This is a genomic window from Mitsuokella sp. UBA4253 (assembly GCF_002395285.1).
GTDB lineage: Bacteria > Bacillota > Negativicutes > Selenomonadales > Selenomonadaceae > Mitsuokella > Mitsuokella jalaludinii.
The window spans coordinates 286,230-310,761 of record NZ_DGWR01000015.1 but is presented as its reverse complement, the minus strand read 5'-3'; the positions used below and the strand labels follow the sequence as shown (position 1 = coordinate 310,761).

28 protein-coding genes are annotated in these 24,532 nt (G+C 61.2%); 27 read left to right on the top strand and 1 reads right to left on the bottom strand.

Annotation, left to right across the window (positions count from 1 at the left end):
• The 5 genes from B2X55_RS08720 to B2X55_RS08700 all read left to right on the top strand — a co-directional run.
• A partial coding sequence (locus B2X55_RS08720) for a phosphoenolpyruvate carboxykinase (ATP) (protein WP_286821774.1) occupies positions 1-1,032 on the top strand: 1,032 nt, incomplete at its 5' end.
• A 202-nt stretch (positions 1,033-1,234) separates the two neighbouring features.
• A complete protein-coding gene (gene recG / locus B2X55_RS08715; RefSeq protein ID WP_286821772.1) occupies positions 1,235-3,298 on the top strand; it encodes an ATP-dependent DNA helicase RecG in 2,064 nt (687 codons plus the stop codon).
• 130 nt (positions 3,299-3,428) lie between these two features.
• Positions 3,429-4,220 carry a 4-hydroxy-tetrahydrodipicolinate reductase gene (gene dapB / locus B2X55_RS08710; RefSeq protein WP_036376841.1) on the top strand — a complete coding sequence of 264 codons (792 nt, stop codon included), beginning with the start codon at positions 3,429-3,431 and terminating at the stop codon, positions 4,218-4,220.
• A gap of 62 nt (positions 4,221-4,282) precedes the next feature.
• A complete protein-coding gene (locus tag B2X55_RS08705; protein WP_036376877.1) occupies positions 4,283-5,314 on the top strand; it encodes an aspartate-semialdehyde dehydrogenase in 1,032 nt (343 codons plus the stop codon).
• Positions 5,315-5,394: 80 nt separating this feature from the next.
• A complete protein-coding gene (locus B2X55_RS08700; protein ID WP_036376839.1) occupies positions 5,395-5,652 on the top strand; it encodes a TIGR03905 family TSCPD domain-containing protein in 258 nt (85 codons plus the stop codon).
• Positions 5,653-5,806: 154 nt separating this feature from the next.
• On the opposite strand, the gene B2X55_RS08695 is transcribed toward B2X55_RS08700, so the two are convergent.
• Positions 5,807-6,427, bottom strand: coding sequence for a zinc ribbon domain-containing protein (locus B2X55_RS08695; RefSeq protein WP_286821770.1), 621 nt, complete (start codon positions 6,425-6,427; stop codon positions 5,807-5,809).
• 147 nt (positions 6,428-6,574) lie between these two features.
• On the opposite strand from B2X55_RS08695, the gene B2X55_RS08690 reads away from it, so the two are divergent.
• The 22 genes from B2X55_RS08690 (at position 6,575) to dxs (ending at position 24,530) form a co-directional block, all read left to right on the top strand.
• Complete coding sequence (locus B2X55_RS08690; RefSeq protein WP_286821769.1) at positions 6,575-7,492, top strand: Rpn family recombination-promoting nuclease/putative transposase; 918 nt, start codon at positions 6,575-6,577, stop codon at positions 7,490-7,492.
• Between the two features lie 57 nt (positions 7,493-7,549).
• A complete protein-coding gene (locus B2X55_RS08685; RefSeq protein ID WP_286821768.1) occupies positions 7,550-7,774 on the top strand; it encodes a hypothetical protein in 225 nt (74 codons plus the stop codon).
• Entirely contained in the window at positions 7,774-8,742 is a 969-nt protein-coding gene (locus B2X55_RS08680) for a LysR family transcriptional regulator (protein WP_286821767.1), read from the top strand. The genes B2X55_RS08685 and B2X55_RS08680 overlap by 1 nt, the downstream gene beginning before the upstream one ends.
• A gap of 122 nt (positions 8,743-8,864) precedes the next feature.
• Positions 8,865-10,775: a CocE/NonD family hydrolase gene (locus tag B2X55_RS08675; RefSeq protein WP_286821766.1), complete on the top strand. Its 1,911-nt coding sequence runs from the start codon at positions 8,865-8,867 to the stop codon at positions 10,773-10,775.
• A gap of 133 nt (positions 10,776-10,908) precedes the next feature.
• A complete protein-coding gene (locus B2X55_RS08670) occupies positions 10,909-11,169 on the top strand; it encodes an IreB family regulatory phosphoprotein (RefSeq protein ID WP_286821765.1) in 261 nt (86 codons plus the stop codon).
• Positions 11,166-11,582, top strand: a complete 417-nt coding sequence (gene ruvX, locus B2X55_RS08665) for a Holliday junction resolvase RuvX (protein WP_081828441.1) — start codon at positions 11,166-11,168, stop codon at positions 11,580-11,582. The genes B2X55_RS08670 and ruvX overlap by 4 nt, the downstream gene beginning before the upstream one ends.
• Positions 11,583-11,660: 78 nt before the next feature.
• Complete coding sequence (locus tag B2X55_RS08660) at positions 11,661-11,981, top strand: DUF1292 domain-containing protein (RefSeq protein ID WP_226867867.1); 321 nt, start codon at positions 11,661-11,663, stop codon at positions 11,979-11,981.
• A 63-nt stretch (positions 11,982-12,044) separates the two neighbouring features.
• Positions 12,045-13,550: an endolytic transglycosylase MltG gene (gene mltG / locus B2X55_RS08655; protein ID WP_286821764.1), complete on the top strand. Its 1,506-nt coding sequence runs from the start codon at positions 12,045-12,047 to the stop codon at positions 13,548-13,550.
• A 37-nt stretch (positions 13,551-13,587) separates the two neighbouring features.
• Complete coding sequence (locus B2X55_RS08650) at positions 13,588-14,238, top strand: O-methyltransferase (protein ID WP_286821763.1); 651 nt, start codon at positions 13,588-13,590, stop codon at positions 14,236-14,238.
• A complete protein-coding gene (locus tag B2X55_RS08645) occupies positions 14,235-15,467 on the top strand; it encodes a peptidase U32 family protein (protein WP_286821762.1) in 1,233 nt (410 codons plus the stop codon). The genes B2X55_RS08650 and B2X55_RS08645 overlap by 4 nt, the downstream gene beginning before the upstream one ends.
• A gap of 35 nt (positions 15,468-15,502) precedes the next feature.
• Complete coding sequence (locus tag B2X55_RS08640) at positions 15,503-15,793, top strand: acylphosphatase (protein WP_286821761.1); 291 nt, start codon at positions 15,503-15,505, stop codon at positions 15,791-15,793.
• A 119-nt stretch (positions 15,794-15,912) separates the two neighbouring features.
• Positions 15,913-16,356 (top strand): type II 3-dehydroquinate dehydratase, encoded by a 444-nt coding sequence (gene aroQ, locus B2X55_RS08635; protein WP_036376805.1) that lies wholly within the window; start codon positions 15,913-15,915, stop codon positions 16,354-16,356.
• A 21-nt stretch (positions 16,357-16,377) separates the two neighbouring features.
• The gene (locus tag B2X55_RS08630; protein WP_286821760.1) at positions 16,378-17,451 is read left to right on the top strand and encodes a M24 family metallopeptidase; all 1,074 of its coding nucleotides are present in this window, start codon (positions 16,378-16,380) and stop codon (positions 17,449-17,451) included.
• 114 nt (positions 17,452-17,565) lie between these two features.
• Positions 17,566-18,123 (top strand): elongation factor P, encoded by a 558-nt coding sequence (efp, locus tag B2X55_RS08625; RefSeq protein WP_005839637.1) that lies wholly within the window; start codon positions 17,566-17,568, stop codon positions 18,121-18,123.
• A gap of 236 nt (positions 18,124-18,359) precedes the next feature.
• A complete protein-coding gene (locus B2X55_RS08620) occupies positions 18,360-18,761 on the top strand; it encodes an Asp23/Gls24 family envelope stress response protein (protein ID WP_036376780.1) in 402 nt (133 codons plus the stop codon).
• A gap of 20 nt (positions 18,762-18,781) precedes the next feature.
• A complete protein-coding gene (gene amaP, locus B2X55_RS08615) occupies positions 18,782-19,357 on the top strand; it encodes an alkaline shock response membrane anchor protein AmaP (protein ID WP_286821759.1) in 576 nt (191 codons plus the stop codon).
• Between the two features lie 19 nt (positions 19,358-19,376).
• Positions 19,377-19,622: a DUF2273 domain-containing protein gene (locus tag B2X55_RS08610; protein WP_255240710.1), complete on the top strand. Its 246-nt coding sequence runs from the start codon at positions 19,377-19,379 to the stop codon at positions 19,620-19,622.
• A 68-nt stretch (positions 19,623-19,690) separates the two neighbouring features.
• Positions 19,691-20,131 carry a transcription antitermination factor NusB gene (nusB, locus tag B2X55_RS08605; RefSeq protein ID WP_036376759.1) on the top strand — a complete coding sequence of 147 codons (441 nt, stop codon included), beginning with the start codon at positions 19,691-19,693 and terminating at the stop codon, positions 20,129-20,131.
• A 95-nt stretch (positions 20,132-20,226) separates the two neighbouring features.
• The gene (xseA, locus tag B2X55_RS08600; protein WP_286821757.1) at positions 20,227-21,438 is read left to right on the top strand and encodes an exodeoxyribonuclease VII large subunit; all 1,212 of its coding nucleotides are present in this window, start codon (positions 20,227-20,229) and stop codon (positions 21,436-21,438) included.
• Positions 21,439-21,469: 31 nt separating this feature from the next.
• Positions 21,470-21,712: an exodeoxyribonuclease VII small subunit gene (xseB, locus tag B2X55_RS08595; protein ID WP_036376746.1), complete on the top strand. Its 243-nt coding sequence runs from the start codon at positions 21,470-21,472 to the stop codon at positions 21,710-21,712.
• 13 nt (positions 21,713-21,725) lie between these two features.
• On the top strand, positions 21,726-22,604 hold the full coding sequence (locus tag B2X55_RS08590) for a polyprenyl synthetase family protein (protein ID WP_286821755.1): 879 nt from the start codon (positions 21,726-21,728) through the stop codon (positions 22,602-22,604).
• Positions 22,605-22,640: 36 nt separating this feature from the next.
• Positions 22,641-24,530, top strand: a complete 1,890-nt coding sequence (gene dxs / locus B2X55_RS08585; RefSeq protein WP_286821753.1) for a 1-deoxy-D-xylulose-5-phosphate synthase — start codon at positions 22,641-22,643, stop codon at positions 24,528-24,530.
• The last annotated feature ends 2 nt before the right edge of the window (positions 24,531-24,532 follow it).

Here is a 24,532-nt window from a genome sequence, read left to right as displayed (position 1 = left end):
GGCATGTTCTCCATGATGAACTACTTCCTGCCGCTCAAGGGCATTGCTGCTATGCACTGCTCCGCCAACACGGATAAGCAGGGCAAGAACACGGCTATCTTCTTCGGCCTCTCCGGCACGGGCAAGACGACGCTGTCGACGGACCCGAAGCGCCTGCTGATCGGCGATGATGAGCACGGCTGGGATGATGACGGTATCTTCAACTTCGAGGGTGGCTGCTACGCAAAGGTCATCAACCTCGATCAGGAATCCGAGCCGGACATCTTCGGCGCCATCAAGCGCAACGCACTCCTCGAGAACGTTGTCCTCGACGAGAACGGCAAGATCGACTTCGCCGACAAGTCCATCACGGAGAATACGCGTGTATCCTATCCGATCGACCACATCAAGAGCACGGTCAAAGACTTCGTCAACGACCGCAGCGCTGCTCCGGCTGCTAAGAGCGTCATCTTCCTCGCAGCCGATGCCTTCGGTGTCCTGCCGCCGGTCTCCATCCTGACGCCGGAACAGATGCAGTACTACTTCCTCTCCGGTTTCACGTCCAAGCTGGCTGGCACGGAGCGCGGCATCACGGAGCCGACTCCGACGTTCTCCGCTTGCTTCGGCCAGGCATTCCTCGAGCTGCCGCCGACGAAATACGCGCATGAGCTCGTTAAGCGCGTCAAGGCTAACGGCACGAAGGCATACCTCGTCAACACGGGCTGGAACGGCTATGGCAAGCGCATCTCCATCAAGGATACGCGCGGCATCATCGACGCCATCCACAGCGGTGCCATCAACGAAGCTCCGACGAAGAAGATCCCGTACTTCGGTCTCGAGATCCCGACGAAGCTCGAAGGCGTTGCTACGGAAGTCCTCGATCCGAAGGATACCTACAAAGATCCGTCCAAATCCAAGTGGGATTACAAAGATGAGTCCGAGTGGGATACGAGAGCAAAGAAGCTCGCTCAGATGTTCATCGACAACTTCGCCAAGAAGTATGCAGACACCGAGATCGGCAAAGGCCTCGTCGCAGCTGGCCCGCAGCTCTGATTCGCTCGTCGCACATCAAGCCGCATAGTAATATACTAATATAGAAGGAAGAGTCTCATGGAGGCTCTTCCTTTTTGTGTTCGGTTTGTGTCCTGCGCCGCCGCGGCTCTCGTGCGGGGTAGTGCGGGGTAGGTAGATAGAGGATTGACAGGCATGCTAGAATGAGGGAAAGATCACCGATAGAAAGGATTCGATGCTGCCCATGAAGATCCAAGACTCAGTCCAGTACCTCAAGGGCGTCGGCCCCAAGAAGAAAGCGGAGCTGGCGCGCCTCGGCATCGCGACGGTCTACGACCTCCTGACGTACTTCCCGCGTACCTACGAGGACCAGAGCGTCCTGACGCGCATCGCCGACCTGCAGCCGGGCACGGTCGCGACAGTCGCGGGCACGATTGTCAACCTGCAGGAGCAGACGGGGCGGCGCGGCCTGATCATCCTGACGGCCTACCTCAATGACGGCACGGGAATCCTGCAGGTCACCTGGTTCAACCAGAAGTACCTCAAGAAGACGCTCAAGGCGGGCCGCCGCATCTTCGTCAGCGGCAAGGCCGCGTATGCCTACGGCGGCCGCGGCCAGTTCGCCATGAGCCAGCTGCGCAGCTTCCAGGTCCTGGAACCCGGGGAGCAGGCAGCGGGCCTCTGCGGTATCTTGCCCGTCTACGCGGCCACCGAGCACCTCAACCAGAAGTTCTTCCGCACGCTCATCGCGGAGGCGCTGGAGGCCGCCGGAGATCTTCCCGAGCTCATCCCTGCGCGCATCCTCGCGGCGCATCATCTCATGGGCCGCGGGGAGGCCCTGCACGCTGTCCACTTCCCGAAGGATGGGGCAGAACTCAAGCGGGCGCGCTACCGGCTGGCCTTCTCGGAGCTCTACCTGATTCAGTGCGGCCTGCTGCTCTTAAAGAAGCAGTCGCAGGAGACGAAGCGCGGCATCCGCCACCAGCCAAGCGGCAAACTCGTCAAGGCTGTTCTTGCGGGACTGCCCTTTACGCTGACGCACGACCAGCAGCAGGCGTGGCAGGAGATCTGCCGCGACATGGAGCGGACGGTGCCGATGCGCCGCCTCGTGCAGGGCGACGTCGGCTCGGGCAAGACGGTCATCGCCATGCTCGCGCTCGTCAAGACCGTCGAGAATGGCCGGCAGGGGGCCATGATGGCGCCGACGGAGATCCTCGCCGCCCAGCACTATGAGAACCTCTCGTCAAAGCTCGCGCCGCTCGGCATCCGCGTCGGCTATCTCTCGGGCCACCTGACGCCCCAGAAGCGGCGCGCGATGCATGAGGCCATTGCGCGCCACGAGGTCGACATCGTCATCGGCACGCACGCGCTGATCCAGGATGATGTGCACTTCGCGCATCTCGGCCTCGTCATCACGGACGAGCAGCACCGCTTCGGCATCGCGCAGCGCGCGGCGCTCGAGAAGAAGGGCGTGCATGTACCCGACGTGCTCGTCATGACGGCGACGCCAATCCCGCGCACGATGACCCTGACCGTCTACGGCGACCTCGACGTCTCCCTGATCCGCGAGCTGCCGCCGGGCCGTCAGCCCATCCGCACCTTCGTGCGCCGCCCGGACCGCCGCCCGCTCATCTACCAGTACGTGCGCAGCCAGATCGAGGCGGGCCGCCAGGCCTACGTCGTCTGCCCGCTCATCGAGATGAACGAGGAGAGCGACCTGCCGTCAGCCGAGGAGGTCTACGACGAGCTGCGCTACGGCATCTTTAGCGGCATCCCGTGCGGCCTCGTCCATGGCAGGCTCGCGCCCGCCGAGAAGGAGCGCGTCATGCAGGACTTCTACGCCGACAGGATAAAACTGCTCGTCTCGACGACCGTCATCGAAGTCGGCGTCAACGTGCCGAATGCCAGCATCATGGTCATCGAGCACGCCGAGCGCTTCGGCCTCGCCCAGCTCCACCAGCTGCGCGGCCGCATCGGGCGCGGCTCCTACGCCTCGTACTGCATCCTCGTCTCGGAGGGCAAGACGGAGAACGCGCGCGAGCGCCTGAGAATCATGGCGGAAACCTCCGACGGCTTCAAGCTCGCCGAGGAGGACCTGCGTCTGCGCGGCCCGGGCCAGTTCTTCGGCTCGATGCAGCACGGCCTGCCCGACCTCAAGATCGCGCGCGTGCCGGAAGACCTCGCCATCTTCCTCGACGCCCACAAGGCCGCTGAGGCGACGCTCCTGAGCCAGGGCGACCTCGACTTCATCCGGCCCATCCTCGCGCTGCAGTACAAGGAGAGATTCGCGCACATCATGGAGAATTGACAGGCGCAAAGCGCCGCAGACGTGAAAATATCGGTGAAAAGTCGTCTTTTTCGACGAGACGTCTTGACACAAATGGTGGACATGCTATACAATAGCAATATCTTTTGACGCTAACAGGAGGCGCATACTTTTGACTACGGTAATCGTAAACGGTGCCTGCGGCCGCATGGGCCAGGCAGTCTTAAAAGCGGTACAGGAAGCGGACGGGCTCGAGCTCGTCGGCGCAGTGGACATCAAGGGCGGTGCGGATACGGGCTCGCTCGTCGGCCTGCCGGCAAACGGCATCCTCGTCGAGACAGACCTCGAGGCACTGCTCGCGCGCAAGAAGCCAGAGGTCATGGTCGACTTCACGCGCCCGGACGTCGTCTTCGGCAATGTCATGACGGCGCTTGCGCACAAGACCTCGCCGGTCGTCGGCACGACGGGCCTCTCGGACGAGCAGAAGGCAGAGATCGCCAAGGCAGCTGAAGAGAATGACACGCCGGCCTTCATCGCGCCGAACTTCGCCATCGGCGCCGTGCTCCTGATGGTCATGTCGCGCCAGGCAGCCAAGTACATGCCGGATGTCGAGATCATCGAGCTGCACCACGACAAGAAGCTCGACGCACCGTCCGGCACGGCCATCCAGACGGCGGCCATGATTGCGGAAGTCCGCAAGGCCCACAAGCAGGGCAACCCCGATGAGTTCGAGAAGCTCGAGGGCGCGCGCGGCGCCGACTACGAGGGCATGCACATCCACAGCGTGCGCCTGCCGGGCTATGTCGCGCATCAGGAAGTCATCTTCGGCGGCCTCGGCCAGACGCTGACCATCCGCCACGACTCGATGAACCGCGAGTCCTTCATGCCGGGCGTCGTGCTCGCCGCCAAGAAGGTTCGCAGCCTCAAGGGCCTGACGGTCGGCCTCGACAAGCTGCTCGACTGATACAACCTTTGTTTTCCTTATCCATAACATAAACAACTGCATCGCAGAAAGGAACGATGGACATGAAGAAGTACAATGTAGCAATCCTTGGCGCAACGGGCGCCGTCGGCCAGGAATTCCTCAACCTCATCGAGGAGCGCAATTTCCCCTTTGCCAACCTCAAGATGCTCGCTTCGAAGCGCAGCGCTGGCAAGAAGATCCAGTTCATGGGCAAGGAGTACACGGTTGAGGAGACGACGGACGAGTCCTTCAAGGACGTCGAGATCGCTCTGTTTGCCGGCGGTGCTGCCAGCAAGCAGTTCGCTCCGGCAGCCGTCAAGGCCGGTGCCGTCGTCATCGACAACTCGAGTGCCTTCCGCATGGATCCGGAAGTCCCGCTCGTCGTTCCGGAGGTCAACCCGCAGGCCATCGCCCGCCACAAGGGCATCATCGCCAACCCGAACTGCTCGACGATCATCATGATGATGGCCCTCAAGCCGCTCTACGACCTCTCGAAGATCAAGCGCATCGTCGTCTCGACGTACCAGGCCGTCTCGGGCGGCGGCAAGGAAGCCATGGCCGAGCTCGAGCAGCAGGTCGATGACATCGTCGCCGGCCGCGAGCCGAAGGCGAACATCCTGCCGGGCGCGAAGTTCCCGAAGCACTATCAGATCGCCTTCAACCTCATCCCGCAGATCGACGTCTTCTACGACAACCTCTACACGAAAGAGGAGATGAAGATGGTCAACGAGACGAAGAAGATCCTCGAGGATGACAGCCTGCGCATCACGGCCACGACGGTCCGCGTGCCGGTCTACCGCAGCCATGCCGAGTCCGTCAACATCGAGTTCGAGGACGAGGTCAGCGTCGAGGCAGCCCGCAAGGCCATCGATGCCTTCCCGGGTGCCATCGTCCGCGACAACCCGGCTGAGCAGATCTACCCGATGCCGCTCTTCACGTCCGGCAAGAACGACGTCGAAGTCGGCCGCATCCGCAAGGATGAGTCCATCGAGCATGGCCTGAACCTCTGGGTCTGCGGCGACCAGATCCGCAAGGGCGCTGCGCTCAACGCCCTGCAGATTGCCGAGTACATGATCAAGAACGACATGATCTGAAGCTGAACCAAGATAAAGAGAACCGCCCTTCGGGGCGGTTTTTCATGCATGCATCCGATTGAGAAAGTGAGAACAAGAATATGAAGTCTTACTCGTTTACTCCGCAGGGCGTCTGCGCCAAGCGGATCACCTTTGCCATCGGCGACGACGGCAAGCTCCACGACGTGCACTTCGTCGGCGGCTGCCCGGGCAACCTCTCCGCCATCAGCAAGCTACTCGAAGGCGCCGACCCCAAGGACACGGCAGCCCTCCTCCAGGGCAACGACTGCGGCGGCCGCGGCACCTCGTGCGCCGACCAGCTCGCCATCGCGCTGAACGGAGCCTTAGGCAAGCAGTGAGGCAGGCGACAACAGCAGATTGATAGGGGGAGCCCTTGATACAGCAGAAAGCACAGACGATGCGCAAGTGATCGTCTGTGCTTTTTCTGCTGCCTGTGCATGTCTGGGTGTTCCTGGATGTTCTAGGTAATCTGGATCCTTTAGAGGGGGATGGTCAGCGCGAGGGCGCGGTGAGGCGGTTCGTCCCCTTGCGGGCCCCGCATTCACCGCAGTAATTGTGCGTCTCGTTCCGCGTGCCGCAGACCTGGCAGACCCAGGGGCTGTAAGACGGGACGTAGAGGTTGCCTGTCACGCTGTCTGCCTTTTTGTCCGGCATGCTTTCCTCCGGCGGGACGATCGCGCCCGGCCGAGGCTTGCCACAGTACTTGCAGCTCGCGTCCTTGTCGAGCAGCATCTGGCCGCAGTGGGGGCAGACCCAGTGGCTGACTTCCAGCGTGAAGATGCCGCCGGCGCGGACGGTGAGCTTCCGGCTGCCGTCCCGGAAGATGAAATCGCTGTAGTAGTTCTGGCGCCAGCTCACCTCGTAGCGGTTGGCCGGGCACTTGCGCAAGAGCTTCTGCACCGACTCCCCGTCGAGCTTGCCGATTAGGTAGTCGGGGAAGCGCGGATCATCCTCAGAGAAGTACACATAGTAGTCGTACGGCCCTTCCTGTACGAGCGCGTACTTGTTGGAGCTGCCCGCTCTCTGCATCATGTAGTCATAGTCTGCCCACTCTTCCCGGGTGGGGTTCTTGTCGAATGGGTATATTGCAGTGACCGTCAGCGGCTTGTACATGATGCAGCATCTCCTCAGTAGTTTCTGTTACCTATAAGGTTCGATGCATCGTCTTGGAATCCTGCCATGTGCATGCTTCGTTTTGCTTGTCTCGCCCATTGGCGGTGGGGTATAATAAAAGTGAGAAGATTGAGAGGGGGCATGCCAATGGACAAGACGAATCGAACGGATGCGCTGAAGGCCTGGGATGATTTGACCATCGCGGACAACTTCATCTTCCAGAAGGTCATGCGCAAGAAGCGGCTCTGCAAGCGGCTGATCGAGAATATCTTGAACATCAAGATCCGCAAGATCACATTCCCGGAGACAGAGAAAGATATCCACGTGCGCCGCGACAGCAAGAGCGTGCGGCTCGATGTCTACGTTGAAGATGAGCAGGGAACGCTCTACGACATCGAGATGCAGACGACGGACTACGCGACCCCGGACGAGCTGCCGAAGCGCACGCGCTACTATCAGGCGATGATGGACATGGACGTGCTGAACAAGGGCGAGCTCTACACGAAACTGCGCCGGACGTACATCATCTTCATCTGCACGTTCGACCCATTCGACCGAGGACGAAGCCTCTACACGTTCCGTGAGACGTGCCAGGAAGAGCCTGCATTCCTGATGGGCGATGAGACAGCCAAGATCTTCTTGAACAGCAAGGGCAGCCGCGAGGGCATCAACCATGACCTCGCCGCATTCCTCGATTACATCGAGGGCAAATCCCCGCAGGGAAAATTTACCGAGAGCATTGCCGATGCGGTAGAAGCAGCGAAAGAGAATAAGGAAATGAAGGTGGAGTATATGACGTTTTTCATGGAATTGCGCCGCCGTGAAGAAAAAGGCCGTGAGGAAGGACGAGCCGAAGGACGCGCTGAAGGACGAGCCGAAGGTCGCGCTGAAGGTCTTGCCGAAGGGACGATAAAAGGTCGTGCTGAAGGGCTTGCCGAAGGGGCGATAAAGGGTAAGGCAGAGGCGTTGATGGGACTCGTGCATGACGGCCTCCTCACGATGAAAGAAGCGGCGAAGCGGGCAGGCATGACGGAAGAGGCATTCCGCAAGCTGGCCATGCATTGATGGATGCTGATGCATATGTAGAATCAGCGAAAGAGAACAAAAATTAAGGTGGAGTATATGACGTTCTACATGGAATTGCGCCGCCGTGAAGAAAAAGGCCGTGAGGAAGGACGTGCTGAAGGGCTTGCCGAAGGGGAAGCAAAAGGCACGATAAAAGGCAAGGCAGAGGGCCGCTGGACTACATTGGTGGAACTCGTGCATGACGGCCTCCTCACGATGAAAGAAGCGGCGAAGCGGGCAGGCATGACGGAAGAGGCATTCCGCAAGCTGACCATGCATTGATGGATGCTACTCCATATGCATGCCAAAGCACAAACGATGCGCAGGTGTCGTTTGTGCTTTTGGCGTCTTACGAAGAGAAAGCGGTGATTGCTATCACAAAGGAATGGATTGCGTGTTTTTGTGCGGTAGCCGAGAAGCGGAATTTCACGGCGGCGGCTGAATCCCTCTATATTGCGGAGTCGACGGCAAGCAAGCGGATTGTCCAGCTCGAGAAATATTTGGGTGTCAAATTGTTTGAACGGAATAAGCGCAGCGTCCGGCTCACGGCGGCGGGGCAGGTGTTCCTGTCGGAATGCCAGGCCTATCTTCAATACGGTGATGATCTGCTGCGCCGTGTCCGGGAAGCTGCCGACAGAGCTGTGCCGCTGCGGATCGCAGTGCTGGCAGCTCTGGCACACCACTATGCCCCGTTTTTTTACACATTTTGCCAGCAGCATCCCGAATATCCGTTGGATATCCGCATGGCGACACAGCGGGAGCTCCTGCTGCAGTTGCAGAATGGCAGGACGGATTTGATCATCGGTCTGCAGGAAGAACTGCCGACTGACAGGGATATCCAAATGACGGCCCTGCATCAGGAGTCTGAGGGAATCCTTGTTCCTGCAGATGATGCCTTTGCACAGCAGGGCCCCGTACACCTGGAAGCGTTGAAGGAATATCCTTTCGTGCTGCTGCAGCAGGAAGAAGCTCCGCATACGCTGGGGCGGTTTTACCGGCACTGTCATCAGCTCGGCTTTCATCCCCGCGTGGTGGGAACGAGCGCCAATATCATGGAGGTCGTGTTCTGGGTGGAAATCCATAAAGGATTGTCTGTCCTGCCGCGCCATATGATTGATTTCATCACGACAAGTGCCCGCTTTCTGCCGCTTTCGGGAAGTGTCCCGCTCGTCGTTTCGGCGGCCTGGAAGGAACTGGGCAGGAGCGGCCGGTGTGTATTAGAGGCCTTGAAGCGGTACGACGCCACGTGATCATTCCATTGTGGAATTACTGAAAGCGAGACATTCCATTTCAGCTTTGCCCAAGTCTTTGCTATAGTAGAAGACAGAAAAAGACTCTGGAAAGGGATGGAGAAACAATGCAGTTGAGAAAAATGGCTTTGACCGCATCCGTGCTGTGTTCGCTGGGGATGTTCATGACGTCGGGCAGTGCCCAGACGCTGGAGGGCCGTGAGACAATCATTCCAACGAAGACTTATTCGGGAAAGGATTTCCCCGTGTATTACCGCAAGGCGCTGCCGGTCACGGCCGCGCGGGTGCGCTATACGGGCTTTCACCCGGGGACCAGCATCCTGAAGGCCGGCACAGTCCGCTTTGACGGGGCAATGCCGCTGCCGACGGATATCCTGCTGGAACGCGATAAAGCCGTGAAACTCCGTGACGGCACGACCATCTATGCCGATGTCTTCCGCCCAGTCGATCAGGGGAAGCATCCGGCTATCCTCTGCATCAGTCCATACGGCAAGGAAGTCGGCGGGCAGTCGCTCGACGATGTCCCGGGACGCGCCGGCGTGCCGCGGTCGATGACGTCCGGCCTGGAGCGCTTCGAGGGTGCGGACCCCACGTACTGGGTGTCGAAGGGCTATGCGGTCGTCAATCCGGATCCCCGCGGGGCGTATTCGTCGGAAGGCAATATCAACTATTGGGGCCGCCAGTACGCCGAGGACGGCTATGACATTGTGGAATGGATCGCGAAACAGGACTGGTCCAATGAGAAAGTCGGCATGGCGGGCAACTCGTGGCTGACGGTATCGCAGTGGTTCATCGCGGCCGAGCAACCGCCGCATCTCGCGGCCATTGCGCCGTGGGAGGGCTTTTCCGATCATTTTCGCGAGACCGGGACGCGCGGCGGCATTCCGAATCCTGCCTTTCCGGAAATGATTGCCGAGACGTTTGCCAGTGCCCACGGCCTCCTGGAAGATCAGCCCCGCATGATCGTCGCCTATCCCTTCCTCAATGCGTATTGGCAGGATAAGCAGGCTCGACTGGAGCGGATCAAGATTCCGGCATACGTCGTGGCCAGCTACACGAATCCCGTGCATACGCATGGCACGTTTGCCGGTTTCCGCGAGATCGCTTCGAAGGAGAAATGGCTGCGGGTCCATCTGACACAGGAATGGAATGATTTTTACAATCCCGAGAATGTCGCGGATCTCACGAAGTTCTTTGACCATTATCTCAAGGGGGAGCAGAATGGCTGGGAGAAGACGCCGCGCGTCCGTCTGTCCGTCTACGAGATGGAGGGCCGTGATGTCGTCAACCGTCCGGAGCAGGAATTCCCGCTGGCCCGCACGCAGTATGAGAAGATGTATCTGGATGCCAAGACGGGCACGCTGCAGCGGAACAAGCCACAGGCTGCGGAGCTCAGCTACGACAGCGAGAGCGCCAAGCCGGAAGCCGTGTTTACCTACCGCTTCGACAAGGACACCGAGCTCACCGGCTATATGAAACTGCATCTTTGGGCGGCTGCTGCCGATCACGACGACATGGACCTCAGCGTCAAAGTGGAGAAACTCGCGGCCGACGGCACACCTTTGAATCACAACGCGTTCGGGGATGTCGTCGCCACGGGCCTGCTGCGCGCTTCGTGCCGTGCCCTGGACCCGAAGAAATCCACGGAGTCGGAACCGTATCTTGCGGGTACCAGCGAGCAGAAGCTGCAGAAAGGTCAGGCTGTGCCGCTGGAAATCGGCATCTGGCCCATGGGCATGGTCTACCATAAGGGCGAGAGCCTGCGGCTGACGGTCGGTGCTTATCAGAACGAGACGGCTCGCCTCAACTTCGGCAGCGCGGCAATTGACGTTCCTGTCGATTCGTACACGTATCCGGCCGGTACCCGGGTGAAGAAGGAGACACTCGGCGGCAACAGCACGGAAACGGCTGACCCCGCGCAGGTCGTCACGGCACCGGCCACGCACAATAAGGGCAGGCATGTCCTCTACACCGGCGGCGGGCACGACAGCTACCTGCTGGTCCCTGTTGTGCCGGAGAAAAACGTCAGATGACGGTTGTGCCGTTGCGATTCTTTCAGGGAAACTATAGGTTTGTGGTGTACTATGGCGATAGCAGTCAAGATGTGGTAAGATAAAAGCAATAGAGCGGGTGATCCCCGCAATGAGTGCTTTTGGAGGAATCGTTATGGCGAACAATGAAGAGACAATGATGTTCCGTTTCGGGAACGATGAGAATAAGGCGGAGAAGATCATCCGCTCGGTCTGCGCGGCGATGGAAGAGAAGGGCTACAACCCGATCAACCAGCTCGTCGGCTATCTGCTCTCGGGCGATCCGGCGTATGTGACGAGCCACAATGATGCGCGCAGCAAGATCCGCACGCTCGAGCGCGATGAGCTCTTAGAGGAGCTCGTGCGTTCGTATCTGGAAAAGGGAAGCAAGAAATGAAGCGATACATGTCACTCGATATCGGCGACCGCACGATCGGCATCGCGGTCAGCGACCTTCTGGGCCTGACGGCGCAGGGCGTCGAGACGATCCGCCGCAAGTCACTCGCAGACGACCTCAAGCGCCTCGGCGAGCTCATGGACCAGTACGAGACGAAGTCGCTCGTCTCGGGGCTCCCCAAGAACATGGACGGCACGGAGGGCGACCGCTGCGCCATCGTCAAGGAGTTCATGGCAGAGGTCAAGAAGGCGTATCCTGAGGTAGAGGTCTTCTTCTGGGATGAGCGCCTCTCGACGGTCGCGGCGACGCGCTCGCTCATCGAGGCCGATGTCTCGCGCCGCAAGCGCAAGAAGGTCATCGACAAGATGGCGGCTGTCTTCATCCTGCAGGGCTTTTTGGACAGCAAGCGTTGACAAGCCTTCCCGCGATACGATAAAATGAAACCAGTAAAATCGAGATTTTGGCACGACCAGAAAGAAGAGGTGAGTCCTATGGCAGAGGATATGATGAATGAGGACGACATCGTTGTCGTCATGACGGACGAGGCGGGCAATGAGTACTATTACCGCGAAGAGATGATCATCCCGGTAGAGGATGAGAAATACGCGCTGCTCGTCGGCATCCACGATGAGGATGAGGAGCACGCCCACACGTGCGGCTGCGGCTGCGAGGACGATGACGAGGACGTCATCATCGCGAAAATCGTCACGAACGAGGACGGCGAGGATGAGTACGTCGAGCCGACGGACGAGGAGTTCGAGGCGGTCCAGCAGGCCTACAACGCGCTGGTCGACGAAGCCGAAAAGGACTGAATGACGAAATGATTGGCTGCTATCCATCTGGATGGCGGCTTTTTCATGTACGGAGAACGATTTATGCATGGGAATAAGAAAGAGCGCGCGCCGAAGCAGGCGCCGCAGCCCTCTGAGACGGTGAAGCAGCAGGAGAATGCAGCTGTGCCAGAAAGCAAGCCGCAGGACGTTTCGGCGCCGAAGACGTTGCCGGAAAAAGAAGAGGCTCCATCTGTAAACGATGGCACTGAAGATAATGGCGCTGCAGGAGCCGCAGAGCCCGCGAAGGATACAGCAGCAGAGGACGCTGCGGTGAAGTCCGTCGCATCAAAAGCAGATACGGCTGCCGAAGGTGAGAAACACGAGGAAAACGAGAAGCCTGAGAAATCGGAGCAGGAGGGGAAAGCCGAGAACGCGGAGAAGGCGCAGGAGCCAGGAACGGGCGGCAGCCCATCGCCTGCAGCGGAGTCGAGGGCGCCTTCTAAGCCTTCCAAGCCATCCGAGCCGCCTTCCAAGCTTTCCGAGCCTTCCAATCTTTTAGAGCCGTCTGCTAGGGAGAAGCTGCGCGCGGCCGTCGGCCGCCTCGGCTGGAAGAAGTGGGCAGCTGTTGCGCTAGTCTTTGTCGTCCTGCTGGGGGCGGGGCTCTTCCTGGCCTTTGGCACGACGCATGTCATCGAGCGCTCGGACCGTGATGCCAAGGAGAACATCTACATGGTCGTCAAGCCGGGCACGACGGCGTCGGAGATCTCGGACCACCTGACGCGGCTCGGCGTCATCGACAGCCGCCTGCGCTTCTGGTGGCTCATGAAGCTCCAGGGCGATGCCCAGAAGTTCAAGACGGGCACGTACGCCTTCGCGCCGCACATGGACGAGCAGGCCGTGCTCGACAAGCTCGTCTCGGGCGACACGACGGTCGTGCGGTTCACGATCCCCGAGGGCTTCGGCATCAAGGAGATCGCGAAGCGCCTCGCGGATGAGGGCCTCGTCGACGAGCAGGAGTTTCTCGCCGAGGCGAAGGATTTCGCGCCGTACGATTACATGAAGAAGCGCCCGAATGAGCGCTATGCGGCGGAGGGCTACCTCTTCCCGGACACGTATGAGATCCACAGCGAGGTCACGCCTGAGGCCATCATGAAGATGATGGTCGAGGACTTCGACACGCGCCTGACGCCGGAGCTGCGCCAGCAGGCGGCGGCGAAGAACCTCTCAATCCACGACCTCGTCACGCTGGCCTCGCTCGTCGAGAAAGAGGCGCGCTACGATGAGGACCGCCCAATCATCGCGCAGGTCTTCTTCAAGCGCCTGCAGATGGGCATGCCGCTGCAGTCGGACACGACGCTGCAGTACCTCATGGCGGGCCCGAAGGAGGACGTCTCGATTGAGGACACGAAGATTGACTCGCCCTACAACACGTATCAGCACATGGGCCTGCCGCCCGGACCGATCGCGAGCCCGGGCATGAAGTCCATCTTGGCGGTGCTGAACCCCGCGAGCACCGACTACCTCTACTTCGTAGCCGACCGTCAGGGCCACAACCACTACTCGCAGACGTACGACGAGCACCTGGCCATCGTCGAGCAGGTGCGCTGAGGCGCGCGGCAGGCAAGGATAGATATGAAGGACAGATATGACAGATACAAGCGATTTTGAAAGACTTCTGCGGGAGATGGAGGCGTATGCGGCCGAGCACCATGTCCCGATCATCAACGAGAACGGCCGCCAGGTCTTCCTCTCGGTCATCCGGGAAGTACGGCCGCACCGCGTGCTCGAGATCGGCACGGCCATCGGCTACTCGGCGCTGCTGCTCGCCGCCAACGGCGCGGCGGACGCACATGTCACGACGCTCGAGCTCTCAAAGGAGCGCGCTACGCTCGCCCATGGGTTCATCGCGCGCTCGCCCTACGCGGACCGCATCGAGATCCTGCAGGGCGACGCGGGCGAGCTCTTGACGGAGCTTGCGGGGCCGTATGACTTTGTCTTTATCGACGCGGCCAAGGGCCAGTACGTCGACTACTTCGAGAAGGTGCAGCCGCTCCTGACAGCGGATGCGACCATCGTGGCCGACAATGTCCTGTTCCGCGGCTACGTCATGGGCGAGGAGAAGGCCCCGCGCCGCTACCGCACGATTGTCAAGCGGCTGCGCCGCTACATCGAGCTTACGAGCCATGCGGCGGGCTACGAGACAGAGATCTTCGAGCGCGGCGACGGCCTGGCCGTCTCGCGCCGCTGCCCCGCAGCAAACGAATCAAACAGATTATCGGAGGAATACCATACATGATGAAAAAGCCTGAGCTCCTGGCCCCAGCAGGGAATCTCGAGAAGATGAAGATGGCGCTGCTCTACGGCGCCGACGCCGTCTACCTCGGCGGCAAGCTCTACGGCCTGCGCGCGCTCGGCGGCAACTTCACGCGAGAAGAGCTGCGCGAAGCCGTGGAATTTGCCCACAAGCTCAAGAAGAAGGTCTATGTGACGGTCAACATCTTCCCGCACAACAGCGACCTTTGCGGCCTGCCCGACTACCTGCGCTACCTGCAGGAGATCGGCGTCGACGCACTGCTCGTCGCCGACCTCGGCGTCTTTATGATGGCCCGGGAATGCATCCCTGATATGGAGCTCCACATCAGCACGCAGGCGAACAACACGAACTGGGCGACGGTCAACGCCTGGCACGCGCTCGGCGCGAAGCGCGTCGTGCTCGCGCGCGAGATGTCTTTGAAGGAAGTGCGCGAGATCCGCGAAAAGACGTCGGCCGACCTCGAGATGTTCGTCCACGGCGCGATGTGCATCTCGTACTCGGGCCGCTGCCTGCTCTCGAACTACTTCACGGGCCGCGATTCCAACCGCGGCAGCTGTGCGCAGTCGTGCCGCTGGAAGTATGCGCTCGTCGAGGAGACGCGTCCGGGCAAGTACTTCCCGATCGAGGAGGACGAGCGCGGCACCTACATCATGAACTCGAAGGACATGTGCCTCCTGCCGCACATCGCCGACGTCATCGAGAGCGGCGTCGATAGCCTCAAAATCGAGGGCCGCATGAAGAGCGTCCACTACGCGGCGAGCGTCGTGCGCGCCTACCGCCTGGCCATTGACGCCTACTTCGAGGACCCCGCGCACTTCAAGGTCCAGCAGGAGTGGCTCGATGAGCTCGAGAAAGTCTCGCACCGCCCGTACACGACGGGCTTCTACTACCACCAGCCGACGGCGGACGACCAGCTCTACGGCACCTCGTCATACCAGCAGACGTCCGAGTTCATCGGCCTCGTGCGCGACTACGACACGACCACGCAATACGCCACGGTCGAGCAGCGCAATAATATGAAGATCGGTCAGGAAATTGAGGTATTCCAGCCAAATGCCCCCTTGTATCGCCAGGTACTTTCTGATATGCTTGACGAAGAGGGCAATCCCATCGCGGTTGCTCCTCATGCCCAGCAGATCGTCAAGATCCGCATGGACAAGCCGGTTGAACCGTATACGATCCTGCGCCGCGATATCCCGGCCAAGGCCTGAGGCGCGCGCAGGGCAGAGGAAAGAAGGTCTTTTCTATGGCAGAATCCAAAACATCCGTCCGTTACTTTGGCAGAGCTACTGGACGCGTCCAGGGCGTGGGCTTCCGCATGTTCGTGCAGCAGCACGCATCGGAGCTCGGCCTGACGGGCTGGGTGCGCAATATGGAGGACGGCAGCGTCGAGATGGAGATCCAGGGTGACCCCGAGAAAGTCGACAAGCTCTCAGTACTGATCCGCGAGGGCAATTACTTCATCAAGGTAAAAGAACTGAAGTTTGAGCCAGTCGAGGCGGTGCCCGATGAGACGCGCTTTGTCGTCCGTTACTGAGCACATGCCCTTGGCCATGATTTGAGGCGGGAAGAGCCGGCGCAGCCGTCTTCTGACCCGCTTTATTTTTTTATAGAAACGTCTACACAACGTCTACACATTGAAAGGGAGGAATCCTCATGCCACGCATCCTTGTACTTCATGGGCCGAACCTCAACCTGCTCGGCACGCGCGAGCCGGAGATCTACGGCTCGACGACGCTCGACGACATCAACGAGATGATCGCGGAGCGCGCGGCTGAGGCCGGCATCGAGACGGCGTTCTACCAGTCGAACCACGAGGGCGACCTCGTCGACGCCATCCAGCAGGCCAACCACAAGTTCGACTTCATTATCTTCAACGCGGCGGCCTTCACGCATTACAGCATCGCCATCCGCGATGCCATCGCGGCCATCGACGTGCCGGTCATCGAGGTGCACATCTCGAACATCCACCAGCGCGAGGAATTCCGCCACACGTCGGTGCTCGCGCCAGTGGCGATGGGCCAGATCTGCGGCCTCGGCGTCGAGAGCTATCTCGCCGCGCTCGAGGCCATCATCTACAAGCTCAACCGGGCGGAGTAATCAGATTAGGGGGATGATCCTTTGAATGAAAATCGTTTGACCGCACTGCGCAGCCTCCTGCAGGAGAAGGGGCTTGACGCAGTCGTCGTGACAAAATACGTGAACCTTCATTATTTCAGCGGCTTCCGCGGGGACGACACGACGCTCGTCATCACGAAGGACGAGGCGCTGCTCGTCACGGACAACCGCTACACGGAGCAGGCCGAGAAGCAGGCGCCGCTCTTCACCGTCGTCGAGCACCGTCATGGACTCTTGAAGAAGACGGCGGAGCTCATCGCAAAGCTCGGCTGCCGCAGCGTCGGCTTCGAGGGCCGCGACCTCGTCTACGCCGACTACGAGGCCCTGCGCGACATGCTCGTGGGCATCGACTTCGGCACGATGCTCGACCTCGACGCGCTGCGCCAGGTCAAGGACGAGGAGGAGATCGCCTGCATCCGCCGCGCCTGCTCCTTTGCCGACAAGGCCTTTGAGGACATCGTCCACTTCATCCGCCCGGGCCGCACGGAGATCGAGGTGGCCGCGCGCCTCGAGCAGGTCATGCGCGAAGCGGGCTCCGAGAAGCCGTCCTTCGACACGATCGTCGCCTCGGGCCTGCGCGGCAGCATGCCGCACGGCACGGCGACGGAGAAGGTCATCGAGGCGGGCGACTTCGTGACGATGGACTACGGCGCGAAGTACCAGGGCTACTGCTCCGACATCACGCGCACCGTTTGCGTCGGCGAGGCGACGGCGCGCCAGCGCGAGGTCTACGGGGCCGTGCTCGGCGCGCAGGAGCTCGTACTCTCACTCATCGCGCCGGGGAAATCCGGCAAAGAGATCGACGCGGCTTCGCGCGAATTCCTCAAGAAGTACGACCTCGCGCAGTACTTCGGCCACGGGCTCGGCCACAGCCTCGGCCTCGAGATCCACGAGGAGCCGCGCCTCTCGCCGTCGAGCACCTGCGAGCACCTCGCGGTGGGCATGCTCATCACCGATGAGCCGGGCGTCTACCTGCCGGGCTGGGGCGGCCTGCGCATCGAGGACACAGTGCTCGTCACCGCGACGGGCAGCGAGCGCCTGACGAAGTCCTCCAAGCAGCTCGTCGAGATCCGCTGATGCGCAGTGCTTGACGATGGGCCGCAAGTTGATTATAATAAAGAATGTTATGATACGTTTCGTATCTTGAATTTGAATCAGAAATGAAATAATGAAGTTTTTGGAGGGCGTAGAATGATTAACAGTACTGATTTCCGCACGGGCTTAACGATTGAAATTGATGGCGGTGTCTGGCAGATCGTGGATTTCCAGCACGTAAAGCCGGGCAAGGGCGCTGCTTTCGTACGCACGAAGATCAAGAATGTTGAGACGGGTGCAGTGGTAGAGCGTACCTTCAATCCGAATGAAAAGATGCCGGCAGCTCACCTCGAGACGCGCAACATGCAGTACCTCTACGAGGCCGATGGCATGTACACGTTCATGGACACGGAGACGTACGAGCAGACGGAGCTCAACAAGGAGCAGCTCGGCGATGCGCTGAACTACCTCATGGAGAACATGGAAGTCTCGCTGCAGACGTTCAAGGGCCGCATCATCGGCATCCAGCTGCCGAACTCCGTCAACCTCAAGGTTGTCGAGTGCGAGCCGAGCGTCAAGGGCAACACGGCTACGGGCGCCACGAAGATCGCCAAGGTCGAGACGGGCTACGAAGTCCGCGTGCCGCTCTTCGTCAACGAGGGCGATACGCTCCGCATCGATACGCGCACGGGCAACTACATCGAGCGCGCATAAGAAACATCTGCTTCTCTTGGCAGCTGCTGCGCCAGGCATGTTCATGCAACTGGTACAGCAGCTGCATTTCTTTCATTTTTATTTTGTTTTATTTTCGTTCTTGGCAGGAAAAAGCGTTCGAGTCCGCGAATAGTACAGTATAAATATGCATGGGAGAGGCATGTTATACGCCCTCTTGTGCGGATTACCGTTTATGCGCAGTCCCATGGGCTGCCCCAGGCAAGGAGGCCTTTATCATGGCAAACGAAAAAGAAATCGTCAAAAAAGATTCGAGTCTCGGCGCGATCCGCATCGCGGATGAGGTCGTCAGCATCATCGCGGGCCTGGCTGCTACGGAAGTCGACGGCATCGCCGGCATGAGCGGCGGCATTGCGGGCGGCATTGCCGAGATGCTCGGCCGCAAGAACTTCGCCAAGGGCGTCAAGGTCGAAGTCGGCGAGAAGGAAGCCGCTGTCGACCTCTACATCATCGTCAAGTACGGCGTGCGCATCCCGGACATCGCTCTCGCGGTGCAGGAGAACGTCAAGCAGGCCATCGAGACGATGACGGGCCTCTCCGTCGTCGAGGTCAACGTCCACGTACAGGGCGTCGGCTTCCCGGAGGAGAATGCGAAGGCCGATGAGGTACGCGTGCGCTGATCTGGAGCGAGGCGGATACTATGGGGATTATCAACCGTTTTTTGCTGTTTGTCTCGATGATCGGCCTGGCCCTGCTCTCCGTGCTCGTGCTCGTGCTCTGCATGGGAGTCCTGCCGGAGTCGGTCTGGCTCAATGAGATCCACTACATCCTGTCCCGCCGCGAGACGGTCGCCGTCTCGGTCGTCCTCCTTCTGGTCGCGCTCCACCTGCTCGGCGTCTCCCTGCGGGGGCGTGCGGAGCGCACGCACGAGCGCGGCGACTTCATCCTGCTGCAGGGGGCAGAGGGCGGCGTCCGCGTCGCCCTGCCCGCCATCCGCGCGATGGCCGAGCGGACGCTCCTTTCGCTGCACGGCATCCGCATGGCGAAGGTGCGCGCCCAGCGCGTCAGGGCCTCGAAGAACGCACCTGAGATGCTGCGCCTCGTGCTCGACCTGACAGTCAGCCGCGGCACGCCCGTCGCATCGCTCACGGAGGCGGCCGCCGCGGCCATCCGCACGGAACTCCGCGAGACGATGGGACTCGAGGACGTCGCCGTCGAGTCGCACATCACGGCGTTCTCGGACGCTGTGCCTGCGGGCAAGCGCCGCGTGGTCTGAGGCGTGAGGCGGTGGAAAAATGAAAGAAGAATTCAAGGAATGGCTGGCGATGATCTGGCAGGAGGACCGGGGGCAGTGCCTCGGCCTCGCCTCCGGCATCATCCTGGCCCTGATGATCCTGCTGATCGGCTTCTGGCGCACGGCCTTCATCGTGCTGTGCGGCGTCGTCGGCCTCTGCATCGGCAGGAAAGCCGACCGCGAAGAGGACTTCTTCGGCAGGATTGCCGATGACCTGCTCGACCGCATCAACCGCTTGCGGAGCTAGCGGGCGGCGGAAACGGCCATCACGATACATGATTTTAGGAAGGTTAGGAAGGTTAGGAAAGGTTAGGAATGAGTCGTAGACAAGCAAGGGAAGTCGCGCTGCAGGCGCTCTTCCAGTTAGACCTGAACCCGGCGGAAACGGCCGCTCAGGAAGAGATGCAGGAGACACTCGCCCTCGATACGGCGCTCGGCGAGGCCGAGGCGATGAGTGCGCATGACCGCGCGTTCGCCGCGCAGCTCGTGCACGGCACGCGCGCGAACGTAGAGGCCATCGATGCCCAGATCGCCGCGAACTCGCGCGAGTGGAAGGTGGAGCGCATGGCGGCCGTCGACCGCAACCTCACGCGCATGGCAACGTATGAGATGTGCTTTGCCGAAGAGAAGCTCACACCGAACATCGCCATCAACGAGGCGGTAGAACTGGCAAAGAAGTATGGTACGGATGACTCCAGCCGCTATGTGAACGGGATTCTCGGCGCGATCATGAAGAGCGCGAAGAGCGCAGAGTGACGCAGACAGGAGCCAGACTTTTTGTCTGGCTTCTTTCTTGTAATACGGGAATCTGAAGGAAGACAGGAGAAGGCAGGAGAAGGGGGATTGCTGCCGTGGGGATACACAACGTCAGTGAGGTCACGAACTATATCAAGCGGATGTTCCAGCGCGAGCCCGTGCTCGGCTGCATCCAGGTCCGCGGGGAGCTGTCGAACTTCCGCTGCTACGCCTCGGGCCACTGCTACTTCACGCTGAAGGACGCCGCGTCGGCCATCAAGTGCGTGATGTTCCGGAGCCGCGCGCAGGGCCTGCGCTTCCGGCCGGAGAACGGCATGCAGGTCGTCGTCAGCGGCAGCATCTCGGTCTACGAGCGCGACGGCGTCTACCAGCTCTACGCTGACCACATGATGCCGGAGGGCGCGGGCGACCTTGCGCTCGCCTTCGAGCAGCTCAAGGCAAGACTCGCATCTGAGGGGCTCTTCGACGATGCGCACAAGAAGCCCCTGCCGCGCTTCCCGAAGCGCATCGGCATCGTCACCTCGATCTCGGGCGCCGTGCTGCGTGACATCTACCACGTCTCGAAGCGCCGCTGGCCCGCGGTGCAGCTCGTCTTGCGCCCCGTGCTCGTCCAGGGCGAGGAGGCAGCCGCGCAGATCGCCGCGGCCATCGCCTTCTTCAACGAGAAGTACCCCGTCGATGTGCTGATCGTCGGCCGCGGCGGCGGCTCGATGGAGGACCTCTGGGCCTTCAACGAGGAGCCCGTCGTGCGCGCCATCTACGCTTCGAAGATTCCCGTCATCTCGGCCGTCGGCCACGAGACGGACTTCACGCTCGCCGACTTTGCGAGCGACCAGCGGGCCGCGACGCCCTCGCAGGCGGCCGAGCTCGCCGTGCCGGACAGAGCAGAGCTCCTGCGCTACACGGAGAGCCTGATGGCGCGCCTCTCGCAGCAGGAGAGGCGCCAGCTGCAGGAGAAGCGCCTGCGCCTCGCGGCCTGCCTCCGCAGCGCTGCCCTGCAGAACCCGCAGCTCCTGCTCGCAGGCCGCGCCCAGCGCCTTGACCGCGCAATCGCTGCGCTCGAGTCGCAGATGAAGGGCCAGCTGCAGGAGAAGCGCCACGCGCTCGAGATCGTGCTGCAGCAGCTCGACTACCTGAACCCCGTGCACATCCTGCGCCAGGGCTACGGCATTGTCGAGAAGGAGGGGGCCCCCCTGACGAGCGTCCGCGCCGTAAAGGCAGGCGACCTCCTCACCATCACCCTGAAGGACGGCCGCATCCCGGCGCGCGCCGTAAAGGTGCAGGGAGAGGACAACCAGGAGCAGTGAGCCGGCGGGAAAAGAAAGGAAGAAGTTGCATATGCCAAGAAAGAAAGAGCTCTCGTTTGAGGAATCACTGGAAAAGCTCGAGGCCATCGTCAAGGAGATGGAGGGCGGCGACCTGACGCTCAAGGACCTCATGAGCCATTACTCCGAGGGTGTCGGCCTCGCCAAGAACTGCATGGGCGCCCTCGAGCGCGCCGAGCAAACGATGGACCTGCTCGTCAAGGAGAATGAAGCGACGGGCAAGGTCGAAGAGAGCAAGCTTGATATTGAGGGATAAGGGGAATGATGATATGTTGAAGGAACTTTGGAAAGAGCGTCAGCAGCTGGTCGAAGAGCAGCTCGTCCGTGAACTGGAGCAGGAGCCGCCTCTTGACGCGCGCCTCGCCGAGTCGATGCGCTACAGCCTCATGGCGGGCGGCAAGCGCCTGCGCCCGATCCTCTTGATGGCGGCGGCCGATGCCGTCGGCGCGAAGGGCACGGACTACCTGACGGCGGCCTGCGCCCTCGAGATGATCCACACGTACTCTCTGATCCACGACGACCTGCCGGCGATGGACAACGACGACTACCGCCGCGGCAAGCTGACGAACCACAAGGTCTACGGCGACGGCATGGCCGTGCTCGCGGGCGATGCGCTCCTGACGCTCGCCTTCGAGGTCATCGTGCGCCAGAAGCACACGGACCCGGCAACTCTTTTGCGCGTCGTGCAGGAGATCAGCACGGCGGCCGGCATGAACGGCATGGTCGGCGGCCAGGCCATCGACCTCGAGTCGGAGGGCCACCGCATCCCGATGCAAGAGCTCCAGAAGATGCACATGGGCAAGACGGGCGCGCTCTTCCGCGCCGCCCTGAGAAGCGGCGCCATCCTCGCGGGCGCCACGGAAGGCCAGCTCGCGGCCCTGACCTCGTATGCCGAGGGCTTCGGCCTTGCTTTCCAGATCACGGACGACATCCTCGATGTGACGGGCGACGAGAAGCTCATCGGCAAGCCGGTCGGCAGCGACATCCGCAACGAGAAGTCGACGTACGTGACGCTGACCTCGCTTGACGAGGCCCAGCGCCTCGCCGAAGAGACCGTGGACAAGGCGGTCAAGGCGCTCGCCGTTTTCGGCCCTGAAGCCGATTTCCTGCGCCAGCTCGTCCGCTACATGCTCGAACGAAAGAATTGAGAATTGATGGGAAGTGTTTCGATGGGGAGTGTTTCCATGTATGCATTGCTCAACCGCATAGAGAAACCCGAGGATGTCAAGGCGCTCACGGTCCGCGAGCTCGAGCAGCTGGCATCCGAACTGCGCCATTTCATCATTGATACCGTCTCGCAGAACGGCGGCCACCTCGCGCCGAACCTCGGCACGGTGGAACTGACGCTCGCGCTCTACAGCGTCTTCTCGTTCCCCGGGGACAAGCTCGTCTGGGATGTCGGCCACCAGGCCTACACCCACAAGATTCTCACGGGCCGCAGGGATGCGTTCAGGACACTGCGCAAGAAGGGCGGCATCACCGGCTTCCCGAACCGCTCAGAGTCCGTCTACGATGCCTTCGGCGTCGGCCATGCGAGTACCTCCATCTCGGCGGCCCTCGGCATGGCCCTCGCGCGCGATGCCAAGGGGGAGAAGAACCAGGTTATCGCCGTCATCGGCGACGGCGCGCTGACGGGCGGCGAGTCGTTCGAGGCGCTCAACAACGCCGGCGACCTCGGCACGAAGCTCATCGTCATCCTCAACGACAACGAGATGTCCATCGACGCCAATGTCGGCGCCATGAGCGAGTACCTCTCGCGCATCCGCATCGCGCCGCAGTACGCGCGCGCCAAGCGCGACATGGGCAGCCTGCTCATGAGCATCCCGCACATCGGCGACAAGGTCTACAAGACGGCGAGCCACCTCAAGGACGGCGTGCGCTCCGTGCTCGTGCCGGGCAGCCTGTTCGAGGAGATGGGCTTCCACTACATCGGCCCGATCGACGGCCACAACATCGGCCTCTTAGAGGAAGTGCTGGCGAGCGCCAAGGAGATGGAGGGCCCCGTTCTCATCCACATCCACACCGTCAAGGGCAAGGGATACAAGCCGGCCGAGCAGGCGCCCGAGAAGTTCCACGGCGTCGGCTGCTTCGACCCGAGCACGGGCAAGTCTGCAAAGAAGGCGGGCTGTGCGCCTTCCTACACCTCTGTCTTCAGCAAGGCGCTGATTGAGCTCGCGAAGGACCGCCCCGACATCCTCGCCATCACGGCGGCCATGCCGTCGGGCACGGGCCTCAAGGCCTTCGGTCAGGCGTACCCGAAGCGCTTCTTCGACGTCGGCATCGCCGAGGAGCACGCGATGACGCTGGCCGCCGGCATGGCGGCCGCGGGCATGCACCCCGTCATCGCGCTCTACTCGACGTTCGCGCAGCGCGCCTACGACCAGCTCATCCACGATGTCTGCCTGCAGAACCTGCCCGTGACGCTCTGCCTCGACCGCGCCGGCCTCGTCGGCGAGGACGGCCCGACGCATCACGGCGTCTTCGACCTCTCGTACCTGCGCCAGATGCCCAACATGTGCGTCATGGCGCCAAAGGACGAGGAGGAGCTCCGCCATATGCTCGCGACAGCTATCGCGATAGAGGGGCCCGCTGCCGTGCGCTACCCGCGCGGCGCCGGCCTCGGCGTGCCGCTCACGGACTCGCTTGAGACCTTGCCCGTCGGCAAGGCCGAAGTGCTGCAGGAGGAGGGCGATATCGCCTTCCTGGCCGTCGGCACGATGGTCGAGAAGGCAAAGGAAGCAGCCGCCATCCTCAAAGAGGAGGGCATCGAGGCGGCCGTCGTCAACATGCGCTTCATCAAGCCGCTCGATACAGAGCTGCTCGGCGAGATGGCCAGGACGAAAAAGCTCCTCATCACGGCCGAGGAGAATGTGCTCGCGGGCGGTTTCGGCTCGGCCGTGGCCGAATACCTCGCGGATCACGGCATCGAGGTGCCGCTTTTGCGCTTCGGCATCCCTGACCGCTTCATCGAGCAGGGCACGCGCCGTGAGCTCTTATCGCTCTGCGGCCTGCAGCCCGATGAGATGGCCGAGCGCATCCGCGAGCGGCTGAGCCAGATGGACGAGAACGCATGATA

Bases quoted from the DNA above. Each gene is read 5' to 3' on its own strand.
- B2X55_RS08620 (WP_036376780.1), top strand. From the start codon at position 18,360: ATGGCAAACGAAAAAGAAATCGTCAAAAAAGATTCGAGTCTCGGCGCG.
- B2X55_RS08660 (WP_226867867.1), top strand. From the start codon at position 11,661: ATGGCAGAGGATATGATGAATGAGGACGACATCGTTGTCGTCATGACG.
- B2X55_RS08680 (WP_286821767.1), top strand. From the start codon at position 7,774: ATGGATGCTACTCCATATGCATGCCAAAGCACAAACGATGCGCAGGTG.
- dxs (WP_286821753.1), top strand. From the start codon at position 22,641: ATGTATGCATTGCTCAACCGCATAGAGAAACCCGAGGATGTCAAGGCG.
- nusB (WP_036376759.1), top strand. From the start codon at position 19,691: ATGAGTCGTAGACAAGCAAGGGAAGTCGCGCTGCAGGCGCTCTTCCAG.
- B2X55_RS08675 (WP_286821766.1), top strand. From the start codon at position 8,865: ATGGCTTTGACCGCATCCGTGCTGTGTTCGCTGGGGATGTTCATGACG.
- mltG (WP_286821764.1), top strand. From the start codon at position 12,045: ATGCATGGGAATAAGAAAGAGCGCGCGCCGAAGCAGGCGCCGCAGCCC.
- B2X55_RS08690 (WP_286821769.1), top strand. From the start codon at position 6,575: ATGGACAAGACGAATCGAACGGATGCGCTGAAGGCCTGGGATGATTTG.
- B2X55_RS08610 (WP_255240710.1), top strand. From the start codon at position 19,377: ATGAAAGAAGAATTCAAGGAATGGCTGGCGATGATCTGGCAGGAGGAC.
- recG (WP_286821772.1), top strand. From the start codon at position 1,235: ATGAAGATCCAAGACTCAGTCCAGTACCTCAAGGGCGTCGGCCCCAAG.
- B2X55_RS08670 (WP_286821765.1), top strand. From the start codon at position 10,909: ATGGCGAACAATGAAGAGACAATGATGTTCCGTTTCGGGAACGATGAG.
- B2X55_RS08685 (WP_286821768.1), top strand. From the start codon at position 7,550: ATGACGTTCTACATGGAATTGCGCCGCCGTGAAGAAAAAGGCCGTGAG.
- amaP (WP_286821759.1), top strand. From the start codon at position 18,782: ATGGGGATTATCAACCGTTTTTTGCTGTTTGTCTCGATGATCGGCCTG.
- B2X55_RS08700 (WP_036376839.1), top strand. From the start codon at position 5,395: ATGAAGTCTTACTCGTTTACTCCGCAGGGCGTCTGCGCCAAGCGGATC.
- B2X55_RS08650 (WP_286821763.1), top strand. From the start codon at position 13,588: ATGACAGATACAAGCGATTTTGAAAGACTTCTGCGGGAGATGGAGGCG.
- B2X55_RS08640 (WP_286821761.1), top strand. From the start codon at position 15,503: ATGGCAGAATCCAAAACATCCGTCCGTTACTTTGGCAGAGCTACTGGA.
- aroQ (WP_036376805.1), top strand. From the start codon at position 15,913: ATGCCACGCATCCTTGTACTTCATGGGCCGAACCTCAACCTGCTCGGC.
- ruvX (WP_081828441.1), top strand. From the start codon at position 11,166: ATGAAGCGATACATGTCACTCGATATCGGCGACCGCACGATCGGCATC.
- B2X55_RS08645 (WP_286821762.1), top strand. From the start codon at position 14,235: ATGATGAAAAAGCCTGAGCTCCTGGCCCCAGCAGGGAATCTCGAGAAG.
- B2X55_RS08590 (WP_286821755.1), top strand. From the start codon at position 21,726: ATGTTGAAGGAACTTTGGAAAGAGCGTCAGCAGCTGGTCGAAGAGCAG.
- xseB (WP_036376746.1), top strand. From the start codon at position 21,470: ATGCCAAGAAAGAAAGAGCTCTCGTTTGAGGAATCACTGGAAAAGCTC.
- B2X55_RS08695 (WP_286821770.1), bottom strand. From the start codon at position 6,427: ATGTACAAGCCGCTGACGGTCACTGCAATATACCCATTCGACAAGAAC.
- B2X55_RS08705 (WP_036376877.1), top strand. From the start codon at position 4,283: ATGAAGAAGTACAATGTAGCAATCCTTGGCGCAACGGGCGCCGTCGGC.
- efp (WP_005839637.1), top strand. From the start codon at position 17,566: ATGATTAACAGTACTGATTTCCGCACGGGCTTAACGATTGAAATTGAT.